Below are 22,795 nucleotides of genomic sequence, written 5' to 3'. Positions count from 1 at the left end.
ACCACCTTAGGGTTAGGGGGGCCGTTCATCCGCGCCGGTCCGCCATCAACGCGTCATCTGCGCCGACCATGCTTCTCCGGATTTTTGCCCGAACTTCCCCCGGAGATTGCAATGAAGTACCCCCTTGCCACGCCCGCGCTCGTGCTGGCGATCTGGACCGCGCTGTCGACCTCGCCCGTTCATGCCGATCCGCGCGAGGCCGCGCCCGCGCCAGAGACCGCGCTCGACGGCGCCTCGCTCGACGGTGCCGCAGGCGAAGCGGCGGGACGCGACGCGACCACGCTCGACGCGGTGTCGGTGATCGGCATGGGCGAGACCCGCCAGGTGCAGCGGATCAAACTGTCGGATATCGAAAAGCGCGCGCCGGGCACCAGCCCGCAGAAGATCCTCAACAAACTGCCGGGCATTTCGGTGCAGTCCAACGATGCCTACGGCGCCAACGAGGAATCGCAGACCATCAGCCTGCGCGGCTTCAACCAGCGCCTGCTCGGCTACACGCTCGACGGCATTCCGCTCGGCGACAACAGCTACGGCAACTACAACGGCCTGGGCATCAGCCGCGCATTGATCGGCGAGAACCTCGCCGGCGCGGAACTGGCCGCGGGCATCGGCTCGCTCGGCACCGCGTCGACCAGCAACCTCGGCGGCACCTTGCAGTATTTCTCCTCCGATCCGCAGACCGAATTCGGCCTGCGCCTGGCCCAGACCTTCGGCAGCGACAGCACCCGCCGCACCTATGCGCGCTTGGACACCGGCGATCACGGCGGCTTCTCGATGTATCTGTCCGGCTCGCTGCTCAGCGCCGACATGTGGTCCAAGCCCGGCGACAACCAGGATCAGAACCAGGTCAACCTCAAGGCGCTGTATCAGTTCGGCGACGGCAACCGGATCAGCGCGTTCGTGTCGAGCGCGGAAACCAGTCAGGCGAACTTCGCCTACCTGTCCAAGGGTTTGCTGTCGCGCGGCTCGGGTTGGGACTGGAACCTGTACAAGCCCGACTGGCAGCGCGCGCTCGCCGCCGCCTACTGCGCGCCCAAGCCGTGGCCGGCGAACCAGCACCGCGCCGGCGATCCGCGCTGCGGCTTCAGCGGCCCGGCGGCGACCATCGACGATGCCTACTACGCCAGCCGCGCGCTGCGCACCGACCATCTGGCCGCGCTGGCCGGCGAGTTCAATCTCGGCGAAGGCCTGTCGTTGAAGTCGCAGGCCTACTACCACGACGACCGCGGCCAGGGCCATTGGTGGTCGCCGGGCAACTACTCGTATCCGAACACGCCCAAGGCGATTCCGATCTCGATCCGCAGCACCAACTACGGCATCAACCGCTACGGCGTGATGAGTTCGCTGGCCTGGGAGATCGGCAATCACCGCATCGAAGGCGGCTTCTGGTACGAAAGCAACCACCACGACGTGCAGCGCAATTTCTATTTCATCGAAGGCCCGGTCAACGACGACCGTTTCCTCAACGATCCCGACCGCCGCCTGTTCTTCCAGAAGTACCGCATCAACACCCGCCAGGCCTATCTGCAGGACACCATCAGCCTGCTCGACGGCCGCATGACCGTGGATGTCGGCGCCAAGAGCACCCAGGTCGACATGCGCGCGCGCCAGGTCGATCCGCGCGCGATGGAAGTGCCCAACGCGAGCGGACGCCTGGAAACCAAGGACAGCTTCCTGCCGCAGCTCGGGGTCGGCTACAAGCTCGGCGAAGGGCAGGAGCTGTTCGCGGCCTACACCGAAAACGTCGCGGCCTTCGTCGGCGGCGGCGCCGGCGGCCCGCTGGCGATCGGCCAGGCTGCGTTCGATGTGCAGAAGGCCAGTCTCAAACCCGAATCGTCCAAGACCCTGGAAGCCGGATATCGCCGCGTGGGCGAGACCTACCAGGCGTCCTTCAGCGTCTACAAGGTCAAGTTCGACAACCGCTTGCTGTCGCTGAACCCGTGTTCGAGCATCGAGGCCGGCACGCGGCCGGAGTGCGTCACTCAGTTCTTCAATGTCGGCTCGGTCGACAGCTTCGGCAGCGAGCTGGTCTTCATCTGGAAGCCCACGGCGCAGTTCGAGTGGTACAACGCGCTGTCGTGGAACAAGTCGACCTATCAGGACAACTACATCGACAGCGGCAAGGTGGTGCAGACCCGCGACAAGCGCGTGGTCGATGTGCCTGACAAGATGTTGTCGAGCGAGCTGAGTTATCGCAACGGGCCGTGGCTGGCGAGCGTGAGCGGCAAGTACACCGGCAAGCGTTATTACACCTACACCAACGATAACGGCTTCGGTGGTTCGACTCAGTTCGATGCGGCCTTGCGCTATACCTTCGAGCCGGTCGGACCGTTGCGGCAGTGGTCGATCGCGCTCAATGGCAGCAATCTGACCGACAAGCGCACGGCCAGCAATCTGACCGCGTTCAGTGCGTCGGATCCGCAGGGGAAGACGTTTGCGTTTCATGCCAATGCGCCGAGGCAGGTGTTTTTGACGATCGATGCGCAGTTTTGATTTTGATGGGTGGGGTGTCTGCCTGGGGGGCTGACGGCTGGCGCAGGATCGCGAGCGTGTCGCGACCTGCGCCGTAGTCGGGTTGGCGCGGTCGCGGCTCGCGCCGCTCCTACAGATAGGCCATGTGGCTTTTGCTCGATCCTGAAGCCGCGCAGTTCATACAGCGCTGCGAGGCTTGTAACTCGCGTTAGCAAAAGCACACCCGGAGGGCGACGCGCAGGGATGCGCGTCGCGCGCCACCGGGACATGGAGGTCCCGTGTGGCGCGTGCCCGCGTCAGCTCCGCACTTGCGGGCACTTGATTCAAAGAAAAGCGTTTTTCTTTGGTTACCTTTCTTTTGTCGCTTTTGACAAAAGAAAGTAACTCGGCCGCTTGCGGACGAAAGCTGTTGATCTTGCCTCTGGCTTCAAAGGTTCTTAAACGCATCAAAGCTTTGAAGCTGCAAGCAAGATCAAAAGCTTCCGCCACTAAAGCGGCGGGTCACTTTCTTTTGTCAAAAGCGACAAAAGAAAGGTAACCAAAGAAAAATGCTTTTCTTTGAATCAAGTGCCCGCACGATCGGTGCCGACGCGGGCATGCGCCACACGAGACATCCTGTCTCGGTGGCGCACGGCGCACATCCATGTGCGCCGCCCTCCGGGTGTGCTTTTGTCCTCGCGAGATCCAAGCGCCGCAGCGCTGGATGAACTGCAAGACTTCAAGCGAAAGCCGCATGGCCTACCTGTAGGAGCGGCGCAAGCCGCGACCACGCCAACCCGGCTACGGCGCAAGGTGTGGGTGCCTATCGCTCTAGAGCGCGATGATTTGCGCGTACCGCGGAGCCGTGACTCCCGAGCCGGGAGCCCCAATCCCCAATCCCACCCCCTCACACCTTGCCAACATCCCAACCTCTAGACCATGGTCGTAACGCATCCCGCCGAAGGCTGGTCTAGCCTGCCGACGGTAGCCCACCGGTTCTGCGAGGCAGCCGCATGCGTGACGAGTCCTATCAAGCCTTCCATCGCCGCTCGGTCGAGCAGCCCGAAGCGTTCTGGGCCGAACAGGCGCAGGCGATCCACTGGCACAAGCCGCCGCAGACGATTCTCGACTACAGCTGCCCGCCCTTCCGCAAGTGGTTCGCCGGCGGCGAAACCAATCTTTGCTACAACGCGATCGACCGGCATCTCGACGAGCGCGGCGATCAACTCGCGCTGGTGGCGATCTCCAGCGAGACCGGGCAGACCGTCGAGCTGAGTTATCGCGAACTGCACCGCGAAGTGAACACCTTCGCCGCCGTGCTCAAGTCGCTGGACGTGGGCCGCGGCGATCGGGTGGTGATCTACATGCCGAACATGGCCGAGGCGGTGTTCGCCATGCTGGCCTGCGCGCGGATCGGCGCGGTGCATTCGGTGGTGTTCGGCGGGTTCGCCGCGCACAACCTCGCGCTGCGCATCGACGATGCGACGCCCAAGCTGCTGATCTGCGCCGATGCCGGCATGCGCGGCGGCAAGGTCATTGCCTACAAGCCGCTGGTCGATGCGGCCTGCGAGGAGGCGCAATCGCCGCCGCCGCATGTGTTGGTCGTCAGCCGCGGGTTGGACCCCGATCACGCCATCGTCGCCGGCCGCGATCTCGATTACGCAGCGCTGCGAGCGCAGCACGACGGCGAACACGTCGCGGTCGAGTGGCTCGAATCCAACGAACCCAGCTACCTGCTGTACACCTCCGGCACCACCGGCAAACCCAAGGGCGTGCAGCGCGATGTCGGCGGCTACGCGGTCGCGCTCGCGCTGTCGATGTGGTCGATCTACGACATCCGCGCCGGCCAGGTGATGTTCTCGACCTCCGACGTGGGCTGGGCGGTCGGTCACTCCTACAACGTCTACGGGCCGCTGATCGCCGGCGCTACTTCGGTGTTGTACGAAGGCCTGCCGACGAATCCCGACCCCGGCATCTGGTGGCGCATCTGCGAGCAATACGGCGTGCGCACGATGTTTTCCTCGCCCACCGGCATCCGCGTGCTGAAGAAGCAGGACGTGTCGTGGTTGAAGAAACACGATCTTTCGCAGTTGCACTGGCTGTTCCTGGCCGGCGAGCCGCTCGACGAACCGACCGCGCACTGGATCACCGACGGCATCGGCAAGACCATCATCGATAATTACTGGCAGACCGAAACCGGCTGGCCGGTGCTGTCGCTGATGCCGGGCCTGGACCTGCAACCGGTGAAGTTCGGCTCGCCCGGCCTGCCCACGCCGGGCTATCACCTGCGGGTGATCGACGAAGCCACCGGGCTGGACGCCGGCCCGAACGAGAAAGGCGTGCTGGTGATCGTGCCGCCGCTGCCGCCGGGCTGCATGACCACGGTGTGGAACGACGACGCGCGCTTCCTGTCGAGCTACTTCAGCCATTTCAAGGAACTGCTGTACAGCTCGCTGGACTGGGCGATTCGCGACGACGACGGCTACACCTTCATCCTCGGCCGCACCGATGACGTGATCAACGTCGCCGGCCATCGCCTGGGCACGCGCGAGATCGAGGAATCGGTGGCCAGCTACAGCGGCGTCGCCGAAGCGGCGGTGATCGGCGTGCACGACGAACTCAAGGGCCAGGTGCCGGTGGTGTTCGCCACGCTCAAGCCCAGCGGCGAGCAGAACCCGGCGCTGGCCGCCGCGGCGATGCAGCAATGCGTGGTGCAACAGCTGGGTGCGTTGGCGCGGCCGGCGCGAGTGTACGTGGTCGGCGCGCTGCCCAAGACCCGCTCGGGCAAGTTGCTGCGCCGCTCGATCCAGGCCCTGGCCGAAGACCGCGACCCGGGCGATCTGTCCACCCTCGACGATCCGGCCGCGCTCGACGAAGTCCGCCGCGCGCTCGATCGCGGCGCCGACGCGGGCAGCTGACCCGCGCCGCCCGCCGACTCACGCCCGATCACCAAATGTGCGTATTGACGAAATTTTCCCGTGATCGCGTTAGCATCGCCCACGGTTCGCGACCCCGAACCGCGACATACGACAGCAACGAGGCGGATGCGCGATGCAGCACGACGGCCAAGACCCAGACAGGCAGGACCCGGAACACCAGGACGATGGCGCGCCCGGCTGGGACGCGATCAATCAGGCGCTGAACCGGATCTATTCGCGGCAAGAGCCCAAGCATTACGGCACCGTGATCGGCTATGCCCTGGGCGGCAAGGATCCGCTGACCGGCATCAGCGCCTACAAGCGCATCACCCCGGTTCCGCATTGGCATTTCATCACCTACGGTTTCAGCGAGCTGTTCGCGAAGGAATCCGACGACCCCGAGCTGAGCGGTTACGGTTTCGAACTGACCTTCCGCCTGGCCGATCCGGACGACAGCGAAGACCCGCCGGCGTGGGTGCTCAATTTCCTGCAGAACCTGGCGCGTTACGTATTCGACAGCGGCAACGTGTTCAGCGCCGGGCATTACATGAACGCCAACGGCCCGATCGCGTCGGAGACCGACAGCGCGATCCGCGCGATCGCGTTCGCCGCCGATCCGGAACTGCCGGCGATCGACACGCGCAACGGCCGGGTGGAGTTCCTGCAAGTGGTCGGCTTGACCAACGAAGAAGAATTCGCGCTCAAGCGCTGGTCGACGCTGAAGGTGCTGGAGGTGTTCGCCGACTATCTGCCGTTGTGGGTGACCGACCTCGAACGCGGTTCCCTGCTGGCCGATGCCGACATCGCCGCGCGCCTGTCCGAGGGGGCGGCGCGCGAAGGCTCCTCGACCGGGCGGGTCTATACCGATCAGCTGCAATGGCAGCAACGCAAGCGCATGCTGCGCCAGCCGATCACCGAAATCGCGCTGGGCGCGCGACAAGTCGGTGAATTGCTGGCCTTGCTGCCGCTGCGGCTGCGCTTCGGCGAAAGCTTCGGCCTGATCGGACCGGAACGACGGATCCTGTTCGAATCCGCGTCGCGCTGCGGCGCCGAAGTGATCGACGAGGTCCTGCACGTGCGGCTCGACGAGATCGCGCTGCGCAGTCTGATTTCGCGCCTGCGCGCGCAGGCCGGTCGTTATGAGGTCGAAGGGTTTGCGAATCTGGAGGTGGTGGTCAATCAAACCCACATCCGCGACCAGAACGGCGAGATCGTCCAGACCATCGGTTGAATCGGCGCGATGAGCCGTGCAGGCGACGACGCACGGTGTCTGTAGGCCCGACGGTATCGCCGCGATGCGGCGGCGCGGAGCAGGGCGCGGATCGGTCTCTGCCCGCCTTGATCTTGCCGGCGAGCGCTCGATACTCCACCCGATGGTTCGCCACCCGAACGGCGGGTTGTGCCGGATCGGCCCGTTCGCCGCCGCTTTCGCCGACCCGGTCGCTGTTCGCTTCCCCGTTGGCCGCGTTCAGCCGTCCGCGAGGTCATCGGCCGGTCCGCGCCGCGGGTTAAAATGTCCGGATCGCCCCCGACCGGGCCCCCGGAGCTTGAAGATGAGCCACCACTCCGCCGGCGCGAAGTTCCGCGCCGCGCTCGCCGAAGAATCGCCGCTGCAGGTCATCGGCGCGATCAACGCCAACCACGCGCTGCTGGCCAAGCGCGCCGGTTACCGCGCCATCTACCTGTCCGGCGGCGGCGTCGCCGCGGGCTCGCTGGGCCTGCCGGACCTGGGCATCAACACGCTCGAAGACGTGCTGGTCGACGTGCGCCGCATTACCGACGTGTGCGACCTGCCGCTGCTGGTCGACATCGACACCGGCTTCGGTCCGAGCGCGTTCAACATCGAGCGCACGGTCAAGTCGCTGATCAAGGCCGGCGCGGCCGCCTGCCACATCGAGGACCAGGTCGGCGCCAAGCGCTGCGGCCATCGTCCGGGCAAGGAAATCGTCTCGGCCGGCGAAATGGCCGACCGGGTCAAGGCCGCGGCCGACGCCAAGACCGATGCGGACTTCTTCCTGATCGCGCGCACCGACGCCATCGCGGTCGACGGCGTGGACGCCGCGATCGAGCGCGCCATCGCCTGCGTCGAGGCCGGCGCCGACGGCATTTTCGCCGAGGCCGCCTACGACCTGCCGACCTACCGTCGCTTCGTCGACGCGGTGAAGGTGCCGGTGCTGGCCAACATTACCGAGTTCGGTCAAACCCCGTTGTTCACCCGCGACGAACTGGCCTCGGCCGGCGTGGCGATCCAGTTGTTCCCGCTGTCGGCGTTCCGCGCGATGAACAAGGCCGCCGAGAACGTCTATCAGTCGATCCGTCGCGACGGGCATCAGAAGAACGTGGTCGACACGATGCAGACGCGCGAGGAACTGTACGACCGGATCGGGTATCACGCGTTCGAGGGCAAGCTGGACGCGTTGTTCGCCAAGAAAAGCGGTTGATCTGATTTTTCCTTCTCCCGCTTGCGGGAGAAGGTGGCCGACAGGCCGGATGAGGGCAGGCGAAACTTCGAGCCAGCGATGCAAGCCGGAAGTCGCGCGCCCTCACCCTTGCCCTCTCCCGAAAATCGGGAGAGGGAATAAGGAATAGAAGACAATCTAAATAGAGGAAGGACCATGAGCGACACGCAACAGACCCTGCCCAAGCCCAAGAAATCCGTCGCGCTGAGCGGCACCGCCGCGGGCAACACCGCGCTGTGCACCGTCGGCCGCAGCGGCAACGATCTGCATTACCGCGGCTACGACATCCACGATCTGGCGACCAAGTCCACCTTCGAGGAAGTCTCGCACCTGCTGGTCCACGGCGTGCTGCCGACCGCCTCGCAGCTCAAGGCCTACAAGACCAAGCTCAAGCGCCTGCGCGGCCTGCCGGCGATCGTCACCGACGCGCTGGAACTGGTGCCGGCCAACGCGCATCCGATGGACGTGCTGCGCACCGGCTGCTCGGTGCTCGGCACCGTGCTGCCCGAGCGCGAAGGCCATCCGGCCAGCGAGGCGCGCGATATCGCCGACCGCCTGATCGCCAGCTTCGGTTCGATGCTGCTGTACTGGTGGCACTTCACCCGCAACGGCCGCCGCATCGATTGCGAAACCGACGACGACTCGGTCGCCGCGCACTTCCTGCACCTGCTGCACGGCGAACCGCCGAGCCAGTTGCTGGCCGATTCGCTGGACAAGTCGCTGATCCTTTACGCCGAACACGAATTCAACGCGTCCACCTTCACCGCGCGCGTCATCGCCGGCACCGGCTCGGACCTGCATTCGTGCATCACCGGCGCGATCGGCGCGCTGCGCGGCCCCAAGCACGGTGGCGCCAACGAAGTCGCCATGGACATCATCTCGCGCTACGACAGCGCCGATGAGGCCGAGGCCGACATCCGCGCGCGCGTGGAGCGCAAGGAAATCGTGATCGGCTTCGGCCACCCGGTCTACACCACCGGCGATCCGCGCAATCCGATCATCAAGGAAATCTCGCGCGCGCTGTGCAAGGACGGCGGCAACCAGGTCCTGTTCGACGTCAGCGAGCGCATCGAGACCTTGATGTGGGACAGCAAGAAGATGTTCCCGAACCTGGATTGGTACTCGGCCTCGGCCTATCACATGATGGGCATCCCGACCCCGATGTTCACCCCGCTGTTCGTGATCGCGCGCACCACCGGCTGGAGCGCGCACGTGATCGAACAGCGCGAGGACGGCAAGATCATCCGCCCGAGCGCGAACTACACCGGACCGGAAGATCGCGCCTACGTGCCGATCGAGCAGCGCTGAGAGTGCATCGCCCAGCCGCATCGGCATAAGCGACGCGGCTGCGCGGTAAAACGCAGGAAGCAAGGCAAAAAGGCCAGGCAATCGCCTGGCCTTTTTCGTGCATCCGACCTTTGCAGGTTGACGTATTTCCGTTTACGACTAACGTCGAATACGACACAGAAACGTCATGGAGTCACATGCCATGATCCCGTGCCAGCCGGGAGAACGACGGCGCTGGCCGAGCGCGCGAGCGTAGCGAAGTCTGCAGTCAACGCAGCCGATGCCTGCGGTCCGCGACGTTCGCAGTGCGATCGGATTCACTACGAGGGATAGCCATGCGCGACAGCGATCTGCCGGTCAAAACGAACGACGGCCGCGATGAGATCCAGCACCGCTCGCGCAAATTGCCGCCGGTCCTGCGTTCGATCCTGCTGATCGTCGACGGCGAGCGCAGCGTGCGTCATCTGCGCGATCTCATCGCGAGCCTGCATGGCCCGGCCGATGCGCTGGAACAGCTCGAGAGCCTTGGGCTGATCGCGTCCTCGGCGGCGGTCGCGGCCACGGTGAGCGCGCATGCGCCGACACCCGGCATGGCGTTCGCGTTGCCGGTCGCCGCGCCGGTGGATACCGCGCAGCGCTATCAGACGCTGTACACGCTGATGAGCGAAACCGTGCGCGAGCATCTGGGGCTGCGCGGGTATTTTCTTCAGCTCAAGATCGAACGTTGTTCGAACAGCGAGGAACTCGGCGAGGTGTTGCCGGAATTGAGCGCGGCGTTGGCGAAGGCGCGCAAGGACGATATTGCCGCGGAGATCGAGGCGCGGTTTTCTGCCGGGACTTGAGGTTGCGCCGGGACGTGAGTTGCGTGGTTGCGTCTTGGGGCTTCGATTCGACGGTGAGGTTGGCGCGGTGGGGCAGGTTGCGCGGTCGCAGCTTGCGCAGCTCCTACAGGGAGCGATCGATGTTTCGCTCCGGTCTGTAGGTGCACTGCTCGCGTAGAGCCTTGATCGAACGCGGGCTTGTCGATCGCGGACGTGTGAGCCACGACTGATAAAGCGGTGCGATGCAGTGTGCGTTGCATCCTGTGCGAAGCGTCGGCATTGCATCCGGCGTGCGCCCGACGCGATGACGATCGCTACGAGGCGGCGAACATTGCGCCCCGTAGCGATCGTGCGGGTTCGGCTTACTGCAGGCCTTCGGCCTTCAACGCCGCCTGCACGCCGGGATCGGCTTCCATGCGGCGCTTGAACGCGGCCAGGTGCTCGTAGCCCGACATGTCGACGCCGACGCCGTCGGCCCAGCGCAGGGTGATGTAGAGATACGGATCGGCGTAGCTGCGGAAACCGGCGAGCCACTCGCGATCGGCGAGACGCTGATCGGCCGTGGCGTACAACGCGCGCACGCGTTCGCGCGCGAGCTGGCGCACGGTGTCGGCTTGGGCGGGATCGGGATGGAAATTACCCGGTCCGAAGATCGGTTTGAACGCGGGATGCAGATCGGAATTGACGAAGGCGAGCCAGCGCGAGGCTTCGGCGTGCTGTTGCGCGCTGCCGTCGCCGGTCAGATGCGCTTGCGGAAATTTGTCCGCGATGTAGCCCATTATCGCGGTGTTCTGGTTCAACACGAAATCGCCGTCGACCACCGCCGGCACCGCGCCGGCCGGATTGATCGCGAGGTAGGCCGGGGCCTTCATCGTGTCCTTGTTCATCACTTCGACTTCGAACGCGCCGCCGGTCCACTGCAACGCGATATGGTCGGCGGTCGAACACGCGCCAGGCTTGCTGTAGAGCTTCATGTGTTGCCCCTTTGGTAGGAAAGCCGCCGACTATCGCCGGCTTCGGGGCTATGCTCAAGCAAACGGGTGCAACGGTGCGTTACGGCTCGTAATCGGGAATCGGGAATCGGGAGTAGGGAATCGAAACAGCAAAAGCGGTTTCGCCGCTTTTACGATTCCCCAATCTCGATTCCCGGCTCTCAACCACGCCGCGACTTCAACTTCTGCACCTTATAGAAGGTGTGATCGCCGATGGTCGCGACCTGATACGCGTTGCGCCACGACGGGCTGGCGATCGCGTGGGCGGCGAAGTGGCTCGCACCCGGCACGATTTCCTTGCGCTTGCCCGCGGGCAGCGCCCAGTTGCGTTCGGCCGCCAGCGCGACGTTGACCGATTCGGTCCACGCTTCGCTGTTGCTTAGGCGGGTGCCCGGCGACACCAGGGTCGGGGCGAACTGCTTGTTGGCGGTCACCACCGAGCAGACGGTATCGCCCCACAGGCCGCTGTCGCGGCGGCGCAGGGCGACCTCGGCGACGGCTTGCTGGCCGCGCAGGGACTGGTCGCGGGCTTCCAGGTACACGGTGGTGCTCAAGCACAGCGAATCGGCGGTTTGCGGCGGCAATACGGATGCCAACCACAGGATCCAGGCCAGTTTCATATGACTCCTTGCTCCGTTGCGTCGGCCGCACGCGGTCTTCGATCTCCCGGACGGGAGAGCGGGACAGCCGTGAGCTGACATGGCGTACTGGGGAGGGCAGCGGCTCTAGCGGCGCGCTTTTGCCCCGTCATCGGGCCGGGGGCGAATGGGCGCCCGGAGCGATGGTGGGTGCCGCCTCTGCAGGGGGCGGCGGAAAAGTTGGCGAACGGTAGCGACGGCTAGCCAAACAAAACCTGAACGTCTATTTCCAAGTTTCTAATTTAGTTGGAGTTTTTATTCTGAACAGGTGGTAGGTCGTTGGTTCTACAGGGCTTTGTGCCGGCAGGAAGCGTGCCGGGCTTGTCTCACGCAGTCGTGAGCCGGATTCGCGAGTGCGCGAATCGGCGTCTCCGAGGTGGGGTGGACTCGGCTCGGGGTGGGATTTGCGGCCGGTTCGGCAAGTCTGAATGGGGGTTTGGGGCGATCGGGGCGTGATCGCGCCGGCGAGGGGAGGTTTCGCCGGCTACCGGATGTCGTGGTCGCGGCTTGCGCCGCTCCTACAGGTAGTGCTGGGAATCGAGAATAGGGAGTCGGGAATCGGTAAAGCAGCCGAACCGCTCTTGCCGCTGCGATTCCCGATTCCCCATTCCCGATTCCCGGCTTCAAAGCGACGCGGCAAGCCGACTCGCCTGCGCGATCGCGCGCTTGGCATCGAGTTCGGCGGCGACATCGGCGCCGCCGATCACATGCACCGATGTACCACGGTCGGCCAACGCGGCGGCCAGCGGCTTGAACGGTTCCTGCCCGGCGCAGATCACGATCTGATCGACCGGCAGCACCTGCTCGCTGCCGTCGACGCGGACATGGAAGCCCTCGTCGTCGACACCTATATATTCGACGCCGCCGATCATCCGCACCTTCTTGGCCTTGAGCGTGGCGCGGTGGATCCAGCCGGTGGTCTTGCCGAGTTTCGCGCCGGGCTTGCCGGGGCTGCGCTGCAGCAGCCAGACCTCGCGCGCCGGCGGTTCGGGCTGCGGCGCGACCAGACCGCCGCGGTTGTCGCCATAGCCCAGGTCCACGCCCCATTCGGCGCGCCAGCGCGCCGGGTCGGGATGATGCGGCGCGTCGATCGAATGCGGGCCGTCGTGGACCAGAAACTCGGCCACGTCGAAACCGATCCCGCCCGCGCCGACGATGGCCACGCGCTTGCCCGCGACCACCCGGCCCTTGAGCACGTCGAGGTAGGACACAACCTTGGGATGGTCCGAACCCGGAAACGCGACCTCGCGCGGCTTGATCCCGGTCGCGAGCACGACCTCGTCGAAGCCCGCGAGCATCGCCGCATCCGCGCTCGTGTTCAGGCGCAGCTCGACCCCGGTCTGTTCGATCCGTCCGGCGAAATAGCGCAGGGTCTCGAAGAATTCCTCCTTGCCCGGAATGCGCTTGGCCAGATTGAACTGGCCGCCGATTTCGCCGGCGGCATCGAACAAGGTCACGCGGTGGCCGCGCTCGGCCGCGACCGTCGCGCAGGCCAGCCCGGCCGGGCCGGCGCCGACCACGGCCACCCGCTTGGGCGTCTTGGTCGGCAGGTAATTGAGTTCGGTCTCGGCGCAGGCGCGCGGGTTGACCAGGCAACTGGCGTGCTTGTTCTCGAACACATGGTCCAGGCAAGCCTGGTTGCAGCCGATGCAGGTGTTGATGTCGGCCGCGCGCTGCCTGTGCGCCTTGTCGACCCAGGCCGGGTCGGCCAGCAACGGCCGCGCCATCGACACCATGTCGGCCGCGCCCGCGGCGAGAATGCGTTCGGCCACGTCGGGCATGTTGATGCGGTTGGTGGTGACCAGCGGAATATGCACCTCGGGTTTGAGCCGCGCGGTGATGCCGGTGAACGCGCCGCGCGGCACCGAGGTGGCGATGGTCGGCACCCGCGCCTCGTGCCAGCCGATGCCGGTGTTGATGATGGTCGCGCCGGCCGCTTCGATCGCTTTCGCCTGGGTGACGACTTCGCTCCAGCTGGAGCCTTCGTCGACCAGGTCGATCATCGACAGCCGGTAGATGATGATGAAGTCCGGGCCGCAGGCTTCGCGGATGCGGCGGACGATTTCGACGCTGAAACGAAAGCGCTTGTTGGCGTCGCCGCCCCAGGCGTCGTTGCGCTTGTTGGTGCGCGGCGCGGTGAACTCGTTGAGCAGGTAGCCCTCCGAACCCATCACCTCGACGCCGTCGTAACCGGCCTCGCGCGCCAGCCGCGCCGAATTGACGAAGGCCTTGATCTGGCGCTCGACCCCGCCGGCCGACAGCGCGCGCGGGGTGAACGGATTGATCGGCGCCTTGAGCTTGCTCGGCGCGACCTGCAGCGGGTGATAACCGTAGCGGCCGGCGTGCAGGATCTGCATGCAGATGCGTCCGCCGTGCTCATGGACCGCGGCGGTGACCTGCTTGTGCTTGCCGGTTTCCCACGGCCAGCTGAGCTTGCCGCCGAACGGCTTGAGCCAGCCGACGAGGTTCGGCGCGAAGCCGCCGGTGACGATCAGGCCGACCCCGCCGGCCGCGCGCTCGCCGAAGTAGGCCGCCAGCTTCGGGAAATCGGCGGCCTTGTCCTCCAGCCCGGTGTGCATCGAACCCATCAGCACGCGGTTGGGCAGGGTGCAGAAGCCCAGGTCCAGCGGCGCGAACAGATGCGGGTAGAGCGGGTGCGGAGCGGAGCTGCGGGCGGCCGTGGTCATGCTGGCTGAATACGCTGGCGTATGGATTGGGCACGATGCCGCGAACGGCGCGCCAATTCAAGCGGAATCGGCGATCGGGGCGGGTTTCGGGCCTGGCCGCCATGGTCCCGGGTCAAGGCCGGGCGAAGACAGGCACCGAACGCGCGCGAATGCAACGGTTGTCACGGACGCGGCGCATCGCCGAACATGCCCGACCCCCGTAGCCCCGCTTCCATGGACGCCGCCCCAGAAAACAGCCTCCAGGATTACCTGCGCGCCGACATCGTCGCCGCCGACCTGCCCGACCTGCAGCCCCTGCTGGGCGCGCGCGATCTGCTGCGCGCGTTCTCCACCTTGTTCCATGGCGGCGAAGAGTCGGTGATGGTGCGGCTGCTGGTGCTGCGCGCGATCGGCGAACGCGGCCAGGCCCCGGATTGGACCCCGCAGGAACTGCGCGAACACTTCGGCTACCTCGATCCGGTCAAGTTCGACACCGTGATCGGCCGCCTGCGCGAAAACGATCTGCTGCTGTGGGACGGGCAGACCCAGCGCTACCGGATCAGCCCGGTCGGCCGCCAGGCCTTGTCGGCGATCGGCCTGCTGCTGCAGTTCAATCGCGAAGGCGACGAACTGGCCTATGTGACCGCGCAGATCGCCGCCGGCCAGGCGGTCGGCCGGGTGCGCCCGGACGATCTGCAGCATCTGCTGTCGCGGCTCAACGAACTGCGCGAGGACTTCGACCAGGCCGTGCTCAGCGGCTCGGAGCACCGCATCCTGCGCGCCGCCGGCACCTTGCAGCAGGCCTGGCGCTGGATCGAGAAGGGCACCCAGATCGTCGAGGAGATTTCCTCGGACCTGGAACTCGACAGCCACACCCACCGCGTCGCCCAGCAGATCGGCCGCGCCCAGAGCGCGATGCTGCGCCAGGCGTCGGTGTTCCAGCGCGCGCTGAGCCAGCTCGATCGCCATCGCGTGCACCTGGGCGCGAGCGGTTTGTCGTCGTCGGACGTCAATCGTTACCTGCGCGGACTCGATGCGAAAGCGCTGGCCGCCTTGGCCGACGACGTACTCGCGCGTTCGGCGATCCCGGCGTTCATGCTGTCGCCGATCGCGCTCGACGTGGCCGAGTACGAACTGGTCGAACGCGAACGCGAAGCGCATGAAGATCAATCGTTGCCGCCCGCGCAGGCCGCACCCGACACCGAGGCTTCGCCGGCCGCAGCCACCGATTTCCAGTTCGCCGAGAATTGGCTGGATCAGTTGACCGCGTTGGCCGATGTCGCCGCCGCGTCCGCGGATGCGCCTGCGCAATTGAGCGAAGTCGTGCCGCAGGACAGCTTCGCGCTCAGCGCCTACCGCTTGTCCTTGCTCGGCCTGATCGGCGATCCCGGCGCGGAAAACCGCAACGGCGTCAGCGCCTCGATGGCGCGGTTGCCGCTGGCGTGGCGGGTCGACACCGAATTCGAAACCATCGATCGCGCCGGCGTGGCCTACATGAGCCGCGGCCGCCTGGAAGCGCCCGACTACACCACGCTGCACGGCAAGCCGCCGCGCAGGCGCGCGCAGTCGAACGATCAGGCCGACGAGGCGATCGCGCCTGACGACACGCTCCCCGCCGCCCCCAAACGCAAACCCAAGAAGAAGAGCGCCGCCACGCCCGCCGATGCAACCACCGGCAAGCGCGTCAAAGCGACCAAGGACACCGCGGACACCTGATGAACGACCCCATCGCCTCCCTGATCGCGCGCCTGTTGGCCGAACGCTGGCTGCCGCGCGACGACGTCGCGGTTCGCGATCTGCTGACCGACGCCGAACTGCGCAACGACCTCGACCGCCGCCTCGCCGCGGCCGGCATGCGTCTGCTCGAACATCCTTACGCCGCCAACATCGCCGTCGGCATCGCCCGCCCGCAGGAATCGGCGGTGTTCGGCAGCGCGAAGGCGTGGTCGTCGACCAACCTGCAACTCGACCGCGATGCGATCGCGCTGCTGGTGGTGCTGTGGGCGCTGCTGGTGCTGCCCAAGCGCCAGCGCCAGATCGCGCGCCAGCAGGCCGATCGCGATCAGGACCAGGAGCAGATGTTTGCCGAACTCAAGCCGGTGCCGGTCGGCGCCGAAGTGGTCGAGCCGATCAACGAGCGCACCTTGCTCGCCGATTTCGCCGAGAAACTCGGCGGCAAGACCCGCATCCAGTTCAACCTGGGTTCGCTGGCGCGGCAGGGCTTCATCGTGCGGCGCAAGGAACGCATCCACGAAGGCCCATTGCTCGATCTGGCCCTGGATTACGAACGCATCGCCGGCCGGGTGATGGACGGCGCGCTGTCGTTCGTGGTCGCCGAGGCGCGCCACTACAGCGCCGACAATCCCGAACTCGAAGGCGAGACCGAGGCCGAAGCGCAGGCCGATGCGGCGTTGCTGGCCGATATCGAGGCGGGGATTTATTCCGATCTGGATACGTATGCGCAGACGCATGGGGAGCCGGGAATCGGGAGTGGGGAATCGGGAATCGGCACGGCGAGTGACGATGCGTTTGATGAAGCGTCGGTGCTTGTACTGGACGACGGCGACGCGATGGATCCGCTGCCGTCGTTGCAGACCGATGAGGTCGCTGACGACGAAGTCGGGGCTTTCGCCAACGAAAACGGCGACGCCGAAGCGGTAAGCGACGACAGCGACGCGACCGACGAGAATTCCGACACCCCATCCAAGCAAAACCAGGAGGCCGCGGCCGATGTTTGAGTTCCGCTCCCTCGAAGTCGTCCACTGGGATTACTGGCAGCGTTTCCAGTTGCCGCTGGACGCGTCCATCGTCACCGTGGTCGGTCCCAACGGCTCGGGCAAGACCACCTTGCTCGACGCGCTGCGTACCTTGCTGGCGATCGAAGACCGCGACACTGCGCGCGACTACAAGACCTATCTGCGCCACAACGGCAAACCGTACGCATGGCTGCGCGCGGTGGTCAGCAATCGTCCGGACAAGCGCGGCGGACGGCCGTTCTTTCCGATCAAGGACGACGTGGTCACTTTGGCCTGCCGCATCCGCAAGCGCGGCGGCGACTGGAGCCGCGATTACCAGATCGTCGCCGGCGACACCCCGGTGGAAACCCTGGAGCAGGGCGGCGATTGGCTCGGTGTACGCGACTACCGCGTGCGCCTGGCCGGCGCCGGGCTGACCCGCGCGATCTGCCGCGTGCTCACGCTCGAACAAGGCGCGACCGACAAACTCTGCCAATACTCGCCGCGAGACCTGCTGCAACTGATCTTCGACGTGTTCGAAGACAAGGCGGTGCTCGACGATTACCAGCGCGCGCGCACCGAGCAGTTCGATGTCGAAAAGGAGTTGCAGCAGCTCGGCCAGGACTTGGCCGGTCTGCATCTGCGGCTGGAATCGGCCAAGGCCGACGTGCGTTCGTTCGAGGAAGGTAATGCGCTGCGCAATCAGCGCCATCGCCTGGAAAGCGAAATCGCGCCGAAGGTCGAACTGGCCGATCAGCGCGTGGCGATCGAAGGCGCCAAGCCGCGTCTGACCGGCCTGCGCCGCGCGCTGCGCGAGCGCGAGCGGATCCTCGAGGAGATGCGCGCCGACGACGCGATCGCCGCGACCGGCCGCGACGTACTGCAGGAAGCGATGCGCGAAGCGCGCCGTCAGGTGAGCGCGAGCGAGCAGGCGTTCACCCAGGCGCGCGATGCCGCGCGCGACGCCGAGATGCTGGTCAAGCGCCGCGACGAACTGGCGCGTCTGCAAGCTCAGCGCGGCGCGATCGATGTCGAGGCGCTCAGCGCCAGCGTCGAAAGCGGACGCCGCCGTCAGGCCGAGCTGAAGCTGGAAGCCGAGCGCGATCGCAAGCGCAGCGGCGAGATTTCCGCGCAGACCGCCGCGCTCAGCGGCGGCGGCCGCATCGTCGAACCGTTCGAACGCGACTTCCGCGCCGGGCTCGAACAGGCCGGCATCAAGCATCAGGTGCTGACCGAGCTGGTCGAGATCGCCGATCCGCAGTGGTCGGTGGCGGTCGAGGCGGTGCTGGCGCCGTACCGACATCTGCTGGTGCTGGAAAATCCCAAGGACGCGCGGATCGCGTGGAAGCTCGGCGAGAGCCAGCAGTACCGTCACTTCATCGTCGCCGAACGCGCGCCGGTGCCCAAGGCCAGCGCCGGTTCCTTGCTGGAGGTGGTGCGTTTCTCGGCCGATCCGCCGGCGTGGTTGCCGCGTCAGCTCGATCGCATCCGCCGCGTCACCGACATCGAACACGGCGCGCGCCTGCCGGCCGGGCAGGACTGGATCACCCAGAAGGGCTATCTGCGCGAAAGCCGCGGCGGCCGCCACATCGGCGGCAACCAGCATCATTTCGGCAGCGGTGCGCGCCAGTCGCATCTGGCCGAACTGCGCGCCGAGCTGGCGACGATCACCCAGCGCGCGCAATCGCGCGAAGCCGAACTGCACGAACTGAGCCAGCGCGTCGACGCCGATCAATCGCGCCTGATGGGTCTGGACGCGGCGCAGGAACTGGTCACCCGCGCCAACGAATTCGCCGACGCGCAGGCGCGTCTGCCGGAACTCGCCGAAGCCGCCGGCGAAGCCGCCGCCGCATTGGCGCAGGCGCGCGCGAAGATCGACGAAGCCGCCGAGCAGGACAAGGCCGAAGGCATCGCTGCGGCCAAGCGCCAGGGCCAGATCGACGCACTCGCGCGCGAGTTGCGCGAACGCGGGCAGCAGATCCACGGCGAACGTCAGAGCCTGATCCAGCGCATCGTCGATTACCGCCGCAAGCGCGCGCTGATGCCCGATGCCTGGCGCAGCCCCGCCGCGCTCGCGGCCGCGCGCGCCGAGTACGAAAGCACCTCGGCGGTGCGGCGCGAGATCGAGCGCATGGACGATCGGCTCGAGCGCGGCGGTTTCGTCTCCGACGAATCCTGCGTTCCGTTGCGCGACAAGATCGGCGCCGATCACGACGAACTGGAAAGCTCCATCGGCCGTCGCGAAGCGCATCTGGACCGCGCCAAGCGCCTCACCGAGGAAGCGCGCGGCGCCTACATCAACGTGCTGCGCGCGACCGTGCGTCGCTACAAGAAGAACCTCGCCGCGCTCGGCGAACTGGCCGGTATCGGCGTCGACGCCGACATGCCGGAACTGGCGAACGACGACGTGACGTTGGCCCAGGCTGGTTTATCGGTGCGTTTCGATTTCGATCGCAAGGGCTGGATCGGCCTGGACGACGGCGAGGCTTCGGGCGGCCAGCAGGTGATGAAGTCACTGCTGCTGCTGGTGGCCTTGCTGCGCGACGAAGACCAGCCGGGCGGCTTCGTCTTTATCGACGAACCGTTCGCGCATCTGGACGTGTTCAACATCGAGAAGGTGGGCCGCTTCCTGCGCGCCACCGATGCGCAGTACATCCTGACCACGCCGATCACCCACAACCTCAACGTGTTCGAACCCTCCGACCTGGTGCTGGCGACCAGCAAGCGCCGCGGCGGCAACCCGTGGGCGGAAGCGGTGGCGGTGCTCAAGCGCAAGCGTGAGGACAGCAAGGCGGCGTGAGGGATTGCTTGAACGCGCTTCAGCCGGTGACCATCAATTGCCGTTGCCGTTGCCGTTGCGGTTGCCGTTGCCGTTGCGGTTGCGGTTGCTTTTCCCCCCTTTGAAAAAGGGGGGCAGGGGGAATTTGCTCTTGCTGTTGTTCTCGCTTCCGCAACGACGCATCGCTGACCGCCGAAAAGCAAATCCCCCGCGCACCTGTCGCCACTCAGAAACAACCGACACCAGGTGCTCGCCCCCTTTTTCAAAGTGGGCGCCGACTTCCGCCGCGGCTTCGTGCGACCAAAAGGCAATCCGCGGCATGCCTTGCCGATCGAAGCAAGCCCACCCACGCGCCCGATCTTGATCCAGCCGATAGAACGATACATCCCAATCAGCCCCACCCCGCGCCCATTGACTCCAACCGCGCCGCCCTTACTCTATGCACACCCAAAACCGCAGTCGCACCGCACCCATGAAGCAGTTCCCGCTACTGATATCGCTGCAAGCCCAGCGCGTGAGCGCGGGCCGGGTGCGCCTGCCTCCTGTGATTTTCGCCGCTGCGTCGATGTAAGCGACCGCGCGAAGCCACACCAGAACAGAGCACCCGCAAGGGTGCTTTTTTATTGCCCGCGATGTGTCGAAAACGATCTGTCGAAGAATCCGTGCCAACCGCTCAATAAGCGGTCCTCCCTTCACCGAAACCCCTGAAAACCAAGGAGAACGTGCCATGAATTCCACGGCCGAAACCCAAACCTAGCCGCGCGCCTTGCAGCCAACAGGGGCGCGCGGCCACCTGTGTTGGCATCAAGGCTCAGTCATGAACACCACGAACACCACTACCCGCACCCTCAACCCCTCGCGCTGGCGCAACCTGGGAATCATCGCCCACGTCGACGCCGGCAAGACCACGCTGACCGAACGGCTGCTGTGGAAAACCGGCGCGATCCATCGCGTCGGCGAAGTCCACGACGGCGCCGCCACCACCGACTTCGATCCGATCGAACAACGGCGCGGCATCACCATCGGCGCGGCCGCCGTGCAGACGCACTGGACCCCGCAAGGCCAGCCCGAGCATCGGCTGACCATCATCGACACCCCCGGCCACATCGACTTCGCGATCGAAGTCGAGCGTTCGCTGCGCGTGCTCGACGGCGCGGTCGCCGTGTTCAGCGCGGTCGACGGCGTGCAGCCGCAATCGGAAAGCGTGTGGCGTCAGGCGCGCCGGCACGGCGTGCCGCTGATCGCGTTCGTCAACAAGATGGACCGCGTCGGCGCGTCGTTCGAGCAGACCCTCGCGCAGATGCGCGACAAGCTCGATGCGACGCCGTGGGCGATCGGTCTGCCGCTGGGCGCGGAAAGCGAACTGCGCGGTTGGGTCGACCTGGTCGCGCGCGAACTCGTGCTGTGGGACGAGGCGGGCGGCATCGCCCGGCGTGGCTGGAACGACGAGGAAACGCGAGAGCACGAACCGCTGCGCGAGCGCCTGATCGAGGCCGTCGCCGATCACGACGACGAACTCGCGCAGGCCTTCCTGGAAGCGCGCGCGATCGACACCGAACTGCTCAAGGCGGCGCTGCGTCGCGGCACCCTGAAAGGCGCCGGCACGCCGGTGCTCGGCGGTTCCGCGTTCAAGAACAAGGGCGTGGAAACCCTGCTCGACGCCATCGTCGACTACCTGCCGTCGCCGCTCGACCGTCCAATGGTGACGGCGCAAACCGAAGACGGCGAAGTCGCGCTGGCACCCGATGCGTCCGGCCCGCTGGGCGGCCTGGTGTTCAAGATCGTGCATCAGGAACACGGTGCGCTGTCGTTCGTGCGCTTGTACTCGGGCACGCTGCGGGTCGGCGATACGGTGTGGGCCTCGCGTCGCGAGCGCGCGCAACGGGTCGGCCGGCTGGTGGTGGTGCAGGCCGATCACGGCCGCGATGTCGAGGTGGCGTATGCCGGCGAGATCGTCGCGATCCAGGGATGGAAGGACGCGGTCAGCGGCGAAACCCTCAGCGGCGTCGAACGCAAGCTCGTGCTCGACACGATCCAGGCGCAGCCGGCGGTGTTGTCGTGGCGTCTGACCGCGGGCAAGGCCAGCGACCTGATCCGTCTGGGCCAGGGCTTGGCCAGCCTGGCCCAGGAAGATCCCTCGTTCCGGGTCGGCACCGATCCGGAAACCGGCGAAACCCTGGTCTGGGGCATGGGCGAGCTGCATCTGGACGTCATGGTCGAGCGCCTGCGCGAAGGCTGGGGCGTGGACGTGCGCACCGGTTCGCCGCGCGTGGCCTACCAGGAAACCCCGAGCGCCGCGGTCGCGGGCATCGAGGGCCGGGTGGTCAAGCGCAACGGCGGGCAGGGCCAGTTCGCGCGGGTGACGATCGATGTCGCGCCGCGCGAGGACGGGCAGTTCGAGTTCGTCGATCGCACCAGCGGCGGCGTGGTGCCCAAGAGCTTCGTCAATGCGACGGAGAAGGGCCTGCGCGCGGCGTTGAGCGAAGGTCCGCGCGGTTATCCGTTGGTCGGCCTCACCGTCAGCCTCACCGACGGCGAGACCCACGCGGTGGACTCCAGCGAGCTGGCGTTCCAGCGCGCCGCGAGCGAAGCCTTGAAGGCGGCGTTGGCGGTGGCCGGCACGACCTTGCTCGAACCGGTGATGGCGTTGGTCATCGACACCCCCGCCGGCAACGTCGGCGATGTGGTCGGCGATCTGCAACGTCGCTCGGGCCGGGTGCTCGGCATCGAGGACAAGGGCAGCCGCACGGACGTGACCGCGCGCGCGCCGCTGGCCGAGCTGTCGGGTTATGCGACCGCGCTGCGCTCGCTGACCCAGGGGCGGGCGTCGGCGTCGGTGGTGTTCAACGGCTACGAGCAGGCACGGCCCGCGGCCCGGGCCGGGTAGGCCGGACGCGCCGCGAATGGCGGCGTGAAGCGGGATGAAGAGGGCGGCGGCGCCGGATATGGAGATCCGGCGTCGACCGCCCTTCTTTTTGCCCGGCCGACGGCGTGAGGGTGGGGTGGCACGCGTCGATAGCGTTAATGATCTGTGAGGGCTTGTTTGATT

General features: G+C 66.3%; 14 protein-coding genes. 10 read left to right on the top strand and 4 right to left on the bottom strand.

Annotation, left to right across the window (positions count from 1 at the left end; all coding sequences use genetic code 11):
* Positions 1–111 precede the first annotated feature (111 nt).
* The 6 genes from KME82_RS18365 to KME82_RS18340 all read left to right on the top strand — a co-directional run bounded on the left by KME82_RS18365 (position 112) and on the right by KME82_RS18340 (position 9,957).
* Complete coding sequence (locus tag KME82_RS18365) at positions 112–2,493, top strand: TonB-dependent receptor (RefSeq protein ID WP_215495336.1); 2,382 nt, start codon at positions 112–114, stop codon at positions 2,491–2,493.
* A gap of 971 nt (positions 2,494–3,464) precedes the next feature.
* A complete protein-coding gene (gene prpE, locus KME82_RS18360; RefSeq protein ID WP_215495335.1) occupies positions 3,465–5,369 on the top strand; it encodes a propionate--CoA ligase in 1,905 nt (634 codons plus the stop codon).
* A 133-nt stretch (positions 5,370–5,502) separates the two neighbouring features.
* Positions 5,503–6,600, top strand: a complete 1,098-nt coding sequence (locus KME82_RS18355) for a suppressor of fused domain protein (protein ID WP_215495334.1) — start codon at positions 5,503–5,505, stop codon at positions 6,598–6,600.
* Positions 6,601–6,922: 322 nt separating this feature from the next.
* Positions 6,923–7,810, top strand: coding sequence for a methylisocitrate lyase (gene prpB / locus KME82_RS18350; protein ID WP_215495333.1), 888 nt, complete (start codon positions 6,923–6,925; stop codon positions 7,808–7,810).
* Positions 7,811–7,984: 174 nt separating this feature from the next.
* Positions 7,985–9,136, top strand: coding sequence for a bifunctional 2-methylcitrate synthase/citrate synthase (prpC, locus tag KME82_RS18345; protein WP_215495332.1), 1,152 nt, complete (start codon positions 7,985–7,987; stop codon positions 9,134–9,136).
* Between the two features lie 314 nt (positions 9,137–9,450).
* Complete coding sequence (locus KME82_RS18340; protein ID WP_036114719.1) at positions 9,451–9,957, top strand: hypothetical protein; 507 nt, start codon at positions 9,451–9,453, stop codon at positions 9,955–9,957.
* 341 nt (positions 9,958–10,298) lie between these two features.
* On the opposite strand, the gene KME82_RS18335 is transcribed toward KME82_RS18340, so the two are convergent.
* The 3 genes from KME82_RS18335 to KME82_RS18325 form a co-directional block, all read right to left on the bottom strand.
* Entirely contained in the window at positions 10,299–10,910 is a 612-nt protein-coding gene (locus KME82_RS18335; RefSeq protein ID WP_215495331.1) for a glutathione S-transferase N-terminal domain-containing protein, read from the bottom strand.
* Positions 10,911–11,089: 179 nt separating this feature from the next.
* On the bottom strand, positions 11,090–11,548 hold the full coding sequence (locus KME82_RS18330) for a cell wall hydrolase (protein ID WP_056110821.1): 459 nt from the start codon (positions 11,546–11,548) through the stop codon (positions 11,090–11,092).
* A 641-nt stretch (positions 11,549–12,189) separates the two neighbouring features.
* On the bottom strand, positions 12,190–14,253 hold the full coding sequence (locus KME82_RS18325) for an NADPH-dependent 2,4-dienoyl-CoA reductase (protein ID WP_215495330.1): 2,064 nt from the start codon (positions 14,251–14,253) through the stop codon (positions 12,190–12,192).
* A 213-nt stretch (positions 14,254–14,466) separates the two neighbouring features.
* On the opposite strand from KME82_RS18325, the gene KME82_RS18320 reads away from it, so the two are divergent.
* From KME82_RS18320 to KME82_RS18310, 3 genes are read left to right on the top strand one after another with little or no spacing between them, the layout of a single operon-like run.
* Positions 14,467–15,948, top strand: coding sequence for a hypothetical protein (locus KME82_RS18320; protein WP_215495329.1), 1,482 nt, complete (start codon positions 14,467–14,469; stop codon positions 15,946–15,948).
* Positions 15,948–16,970, top strand: a complete 1,023-nt coding sequence (locus KME82_RS18315; RefSeq protein WP_215495328.1) for a hypothetical protein — start codon at positions 15,948–15,950, stop codon at positions 16,968–16,970. The genes KME82_RS18320 and KME82_RS18315 overlap by 1 nt, the downstream gene beginning before the upstream one ends.
* Entirely contained in the window at positions 16,963–19,767 is a 2,805-nt protein-coding gene (locus tag KME82_RS18310) for an AAA family ATPase (RefSeq protein ID WP_215495327.1), read from the top strand. Before KME82_RS18315 ends, KME82_RS18310 begins: the two co-directional genes overlap by 8 nt.
* Positions 19,768–19,800: 33 nt before the next feature.
* Here the strand turns inward: KME82_RS18310 and KME82_RS18305 are convergent, their stop codons facing one another.
* Positions 19,801–20,067, bottom strand: coding sequence for a hypothetical protein (locus tag KME82_RS18305; RefSeq protein ID WP_215495326.1), 267 nt, complete (start codon positions 20,065–20,067; stop codon positions 19,801–19,803).
* 496 nt (positions 20,068–20,563) lie between these two features.
* On the opposite strand from KME82_RS18305, the gene fusA reads away from it, so the two are divergent.
* On the top strand, positions 20,564–22,633 hold the full coding sequence (gene fusA / locus KME82_RS18300; protein WP_215495325.1) for an elongation factor G: 2,070 nt from the start codon (positions 20,564–20,566) through the stop codon (positions 22,631–22,633).
* Positions 22,634–22,795 lie beyond the last annotated feature (162 nt).

Origin of the sequence: Lysobacter capsici (assembly GCF_018732085.1) — a bacterium.
GTDB classification, from domain to species: domain Bacteria; phylum Pseudomonadota; class Gammaproteobacteria; order Xanthomonadales; family Xanthomonadaceae; genus Lysobacter; species Lysobacter capsici_A.
This window is presented reverse-complemented; position numbering and strand designations above follow the sequence as displayed.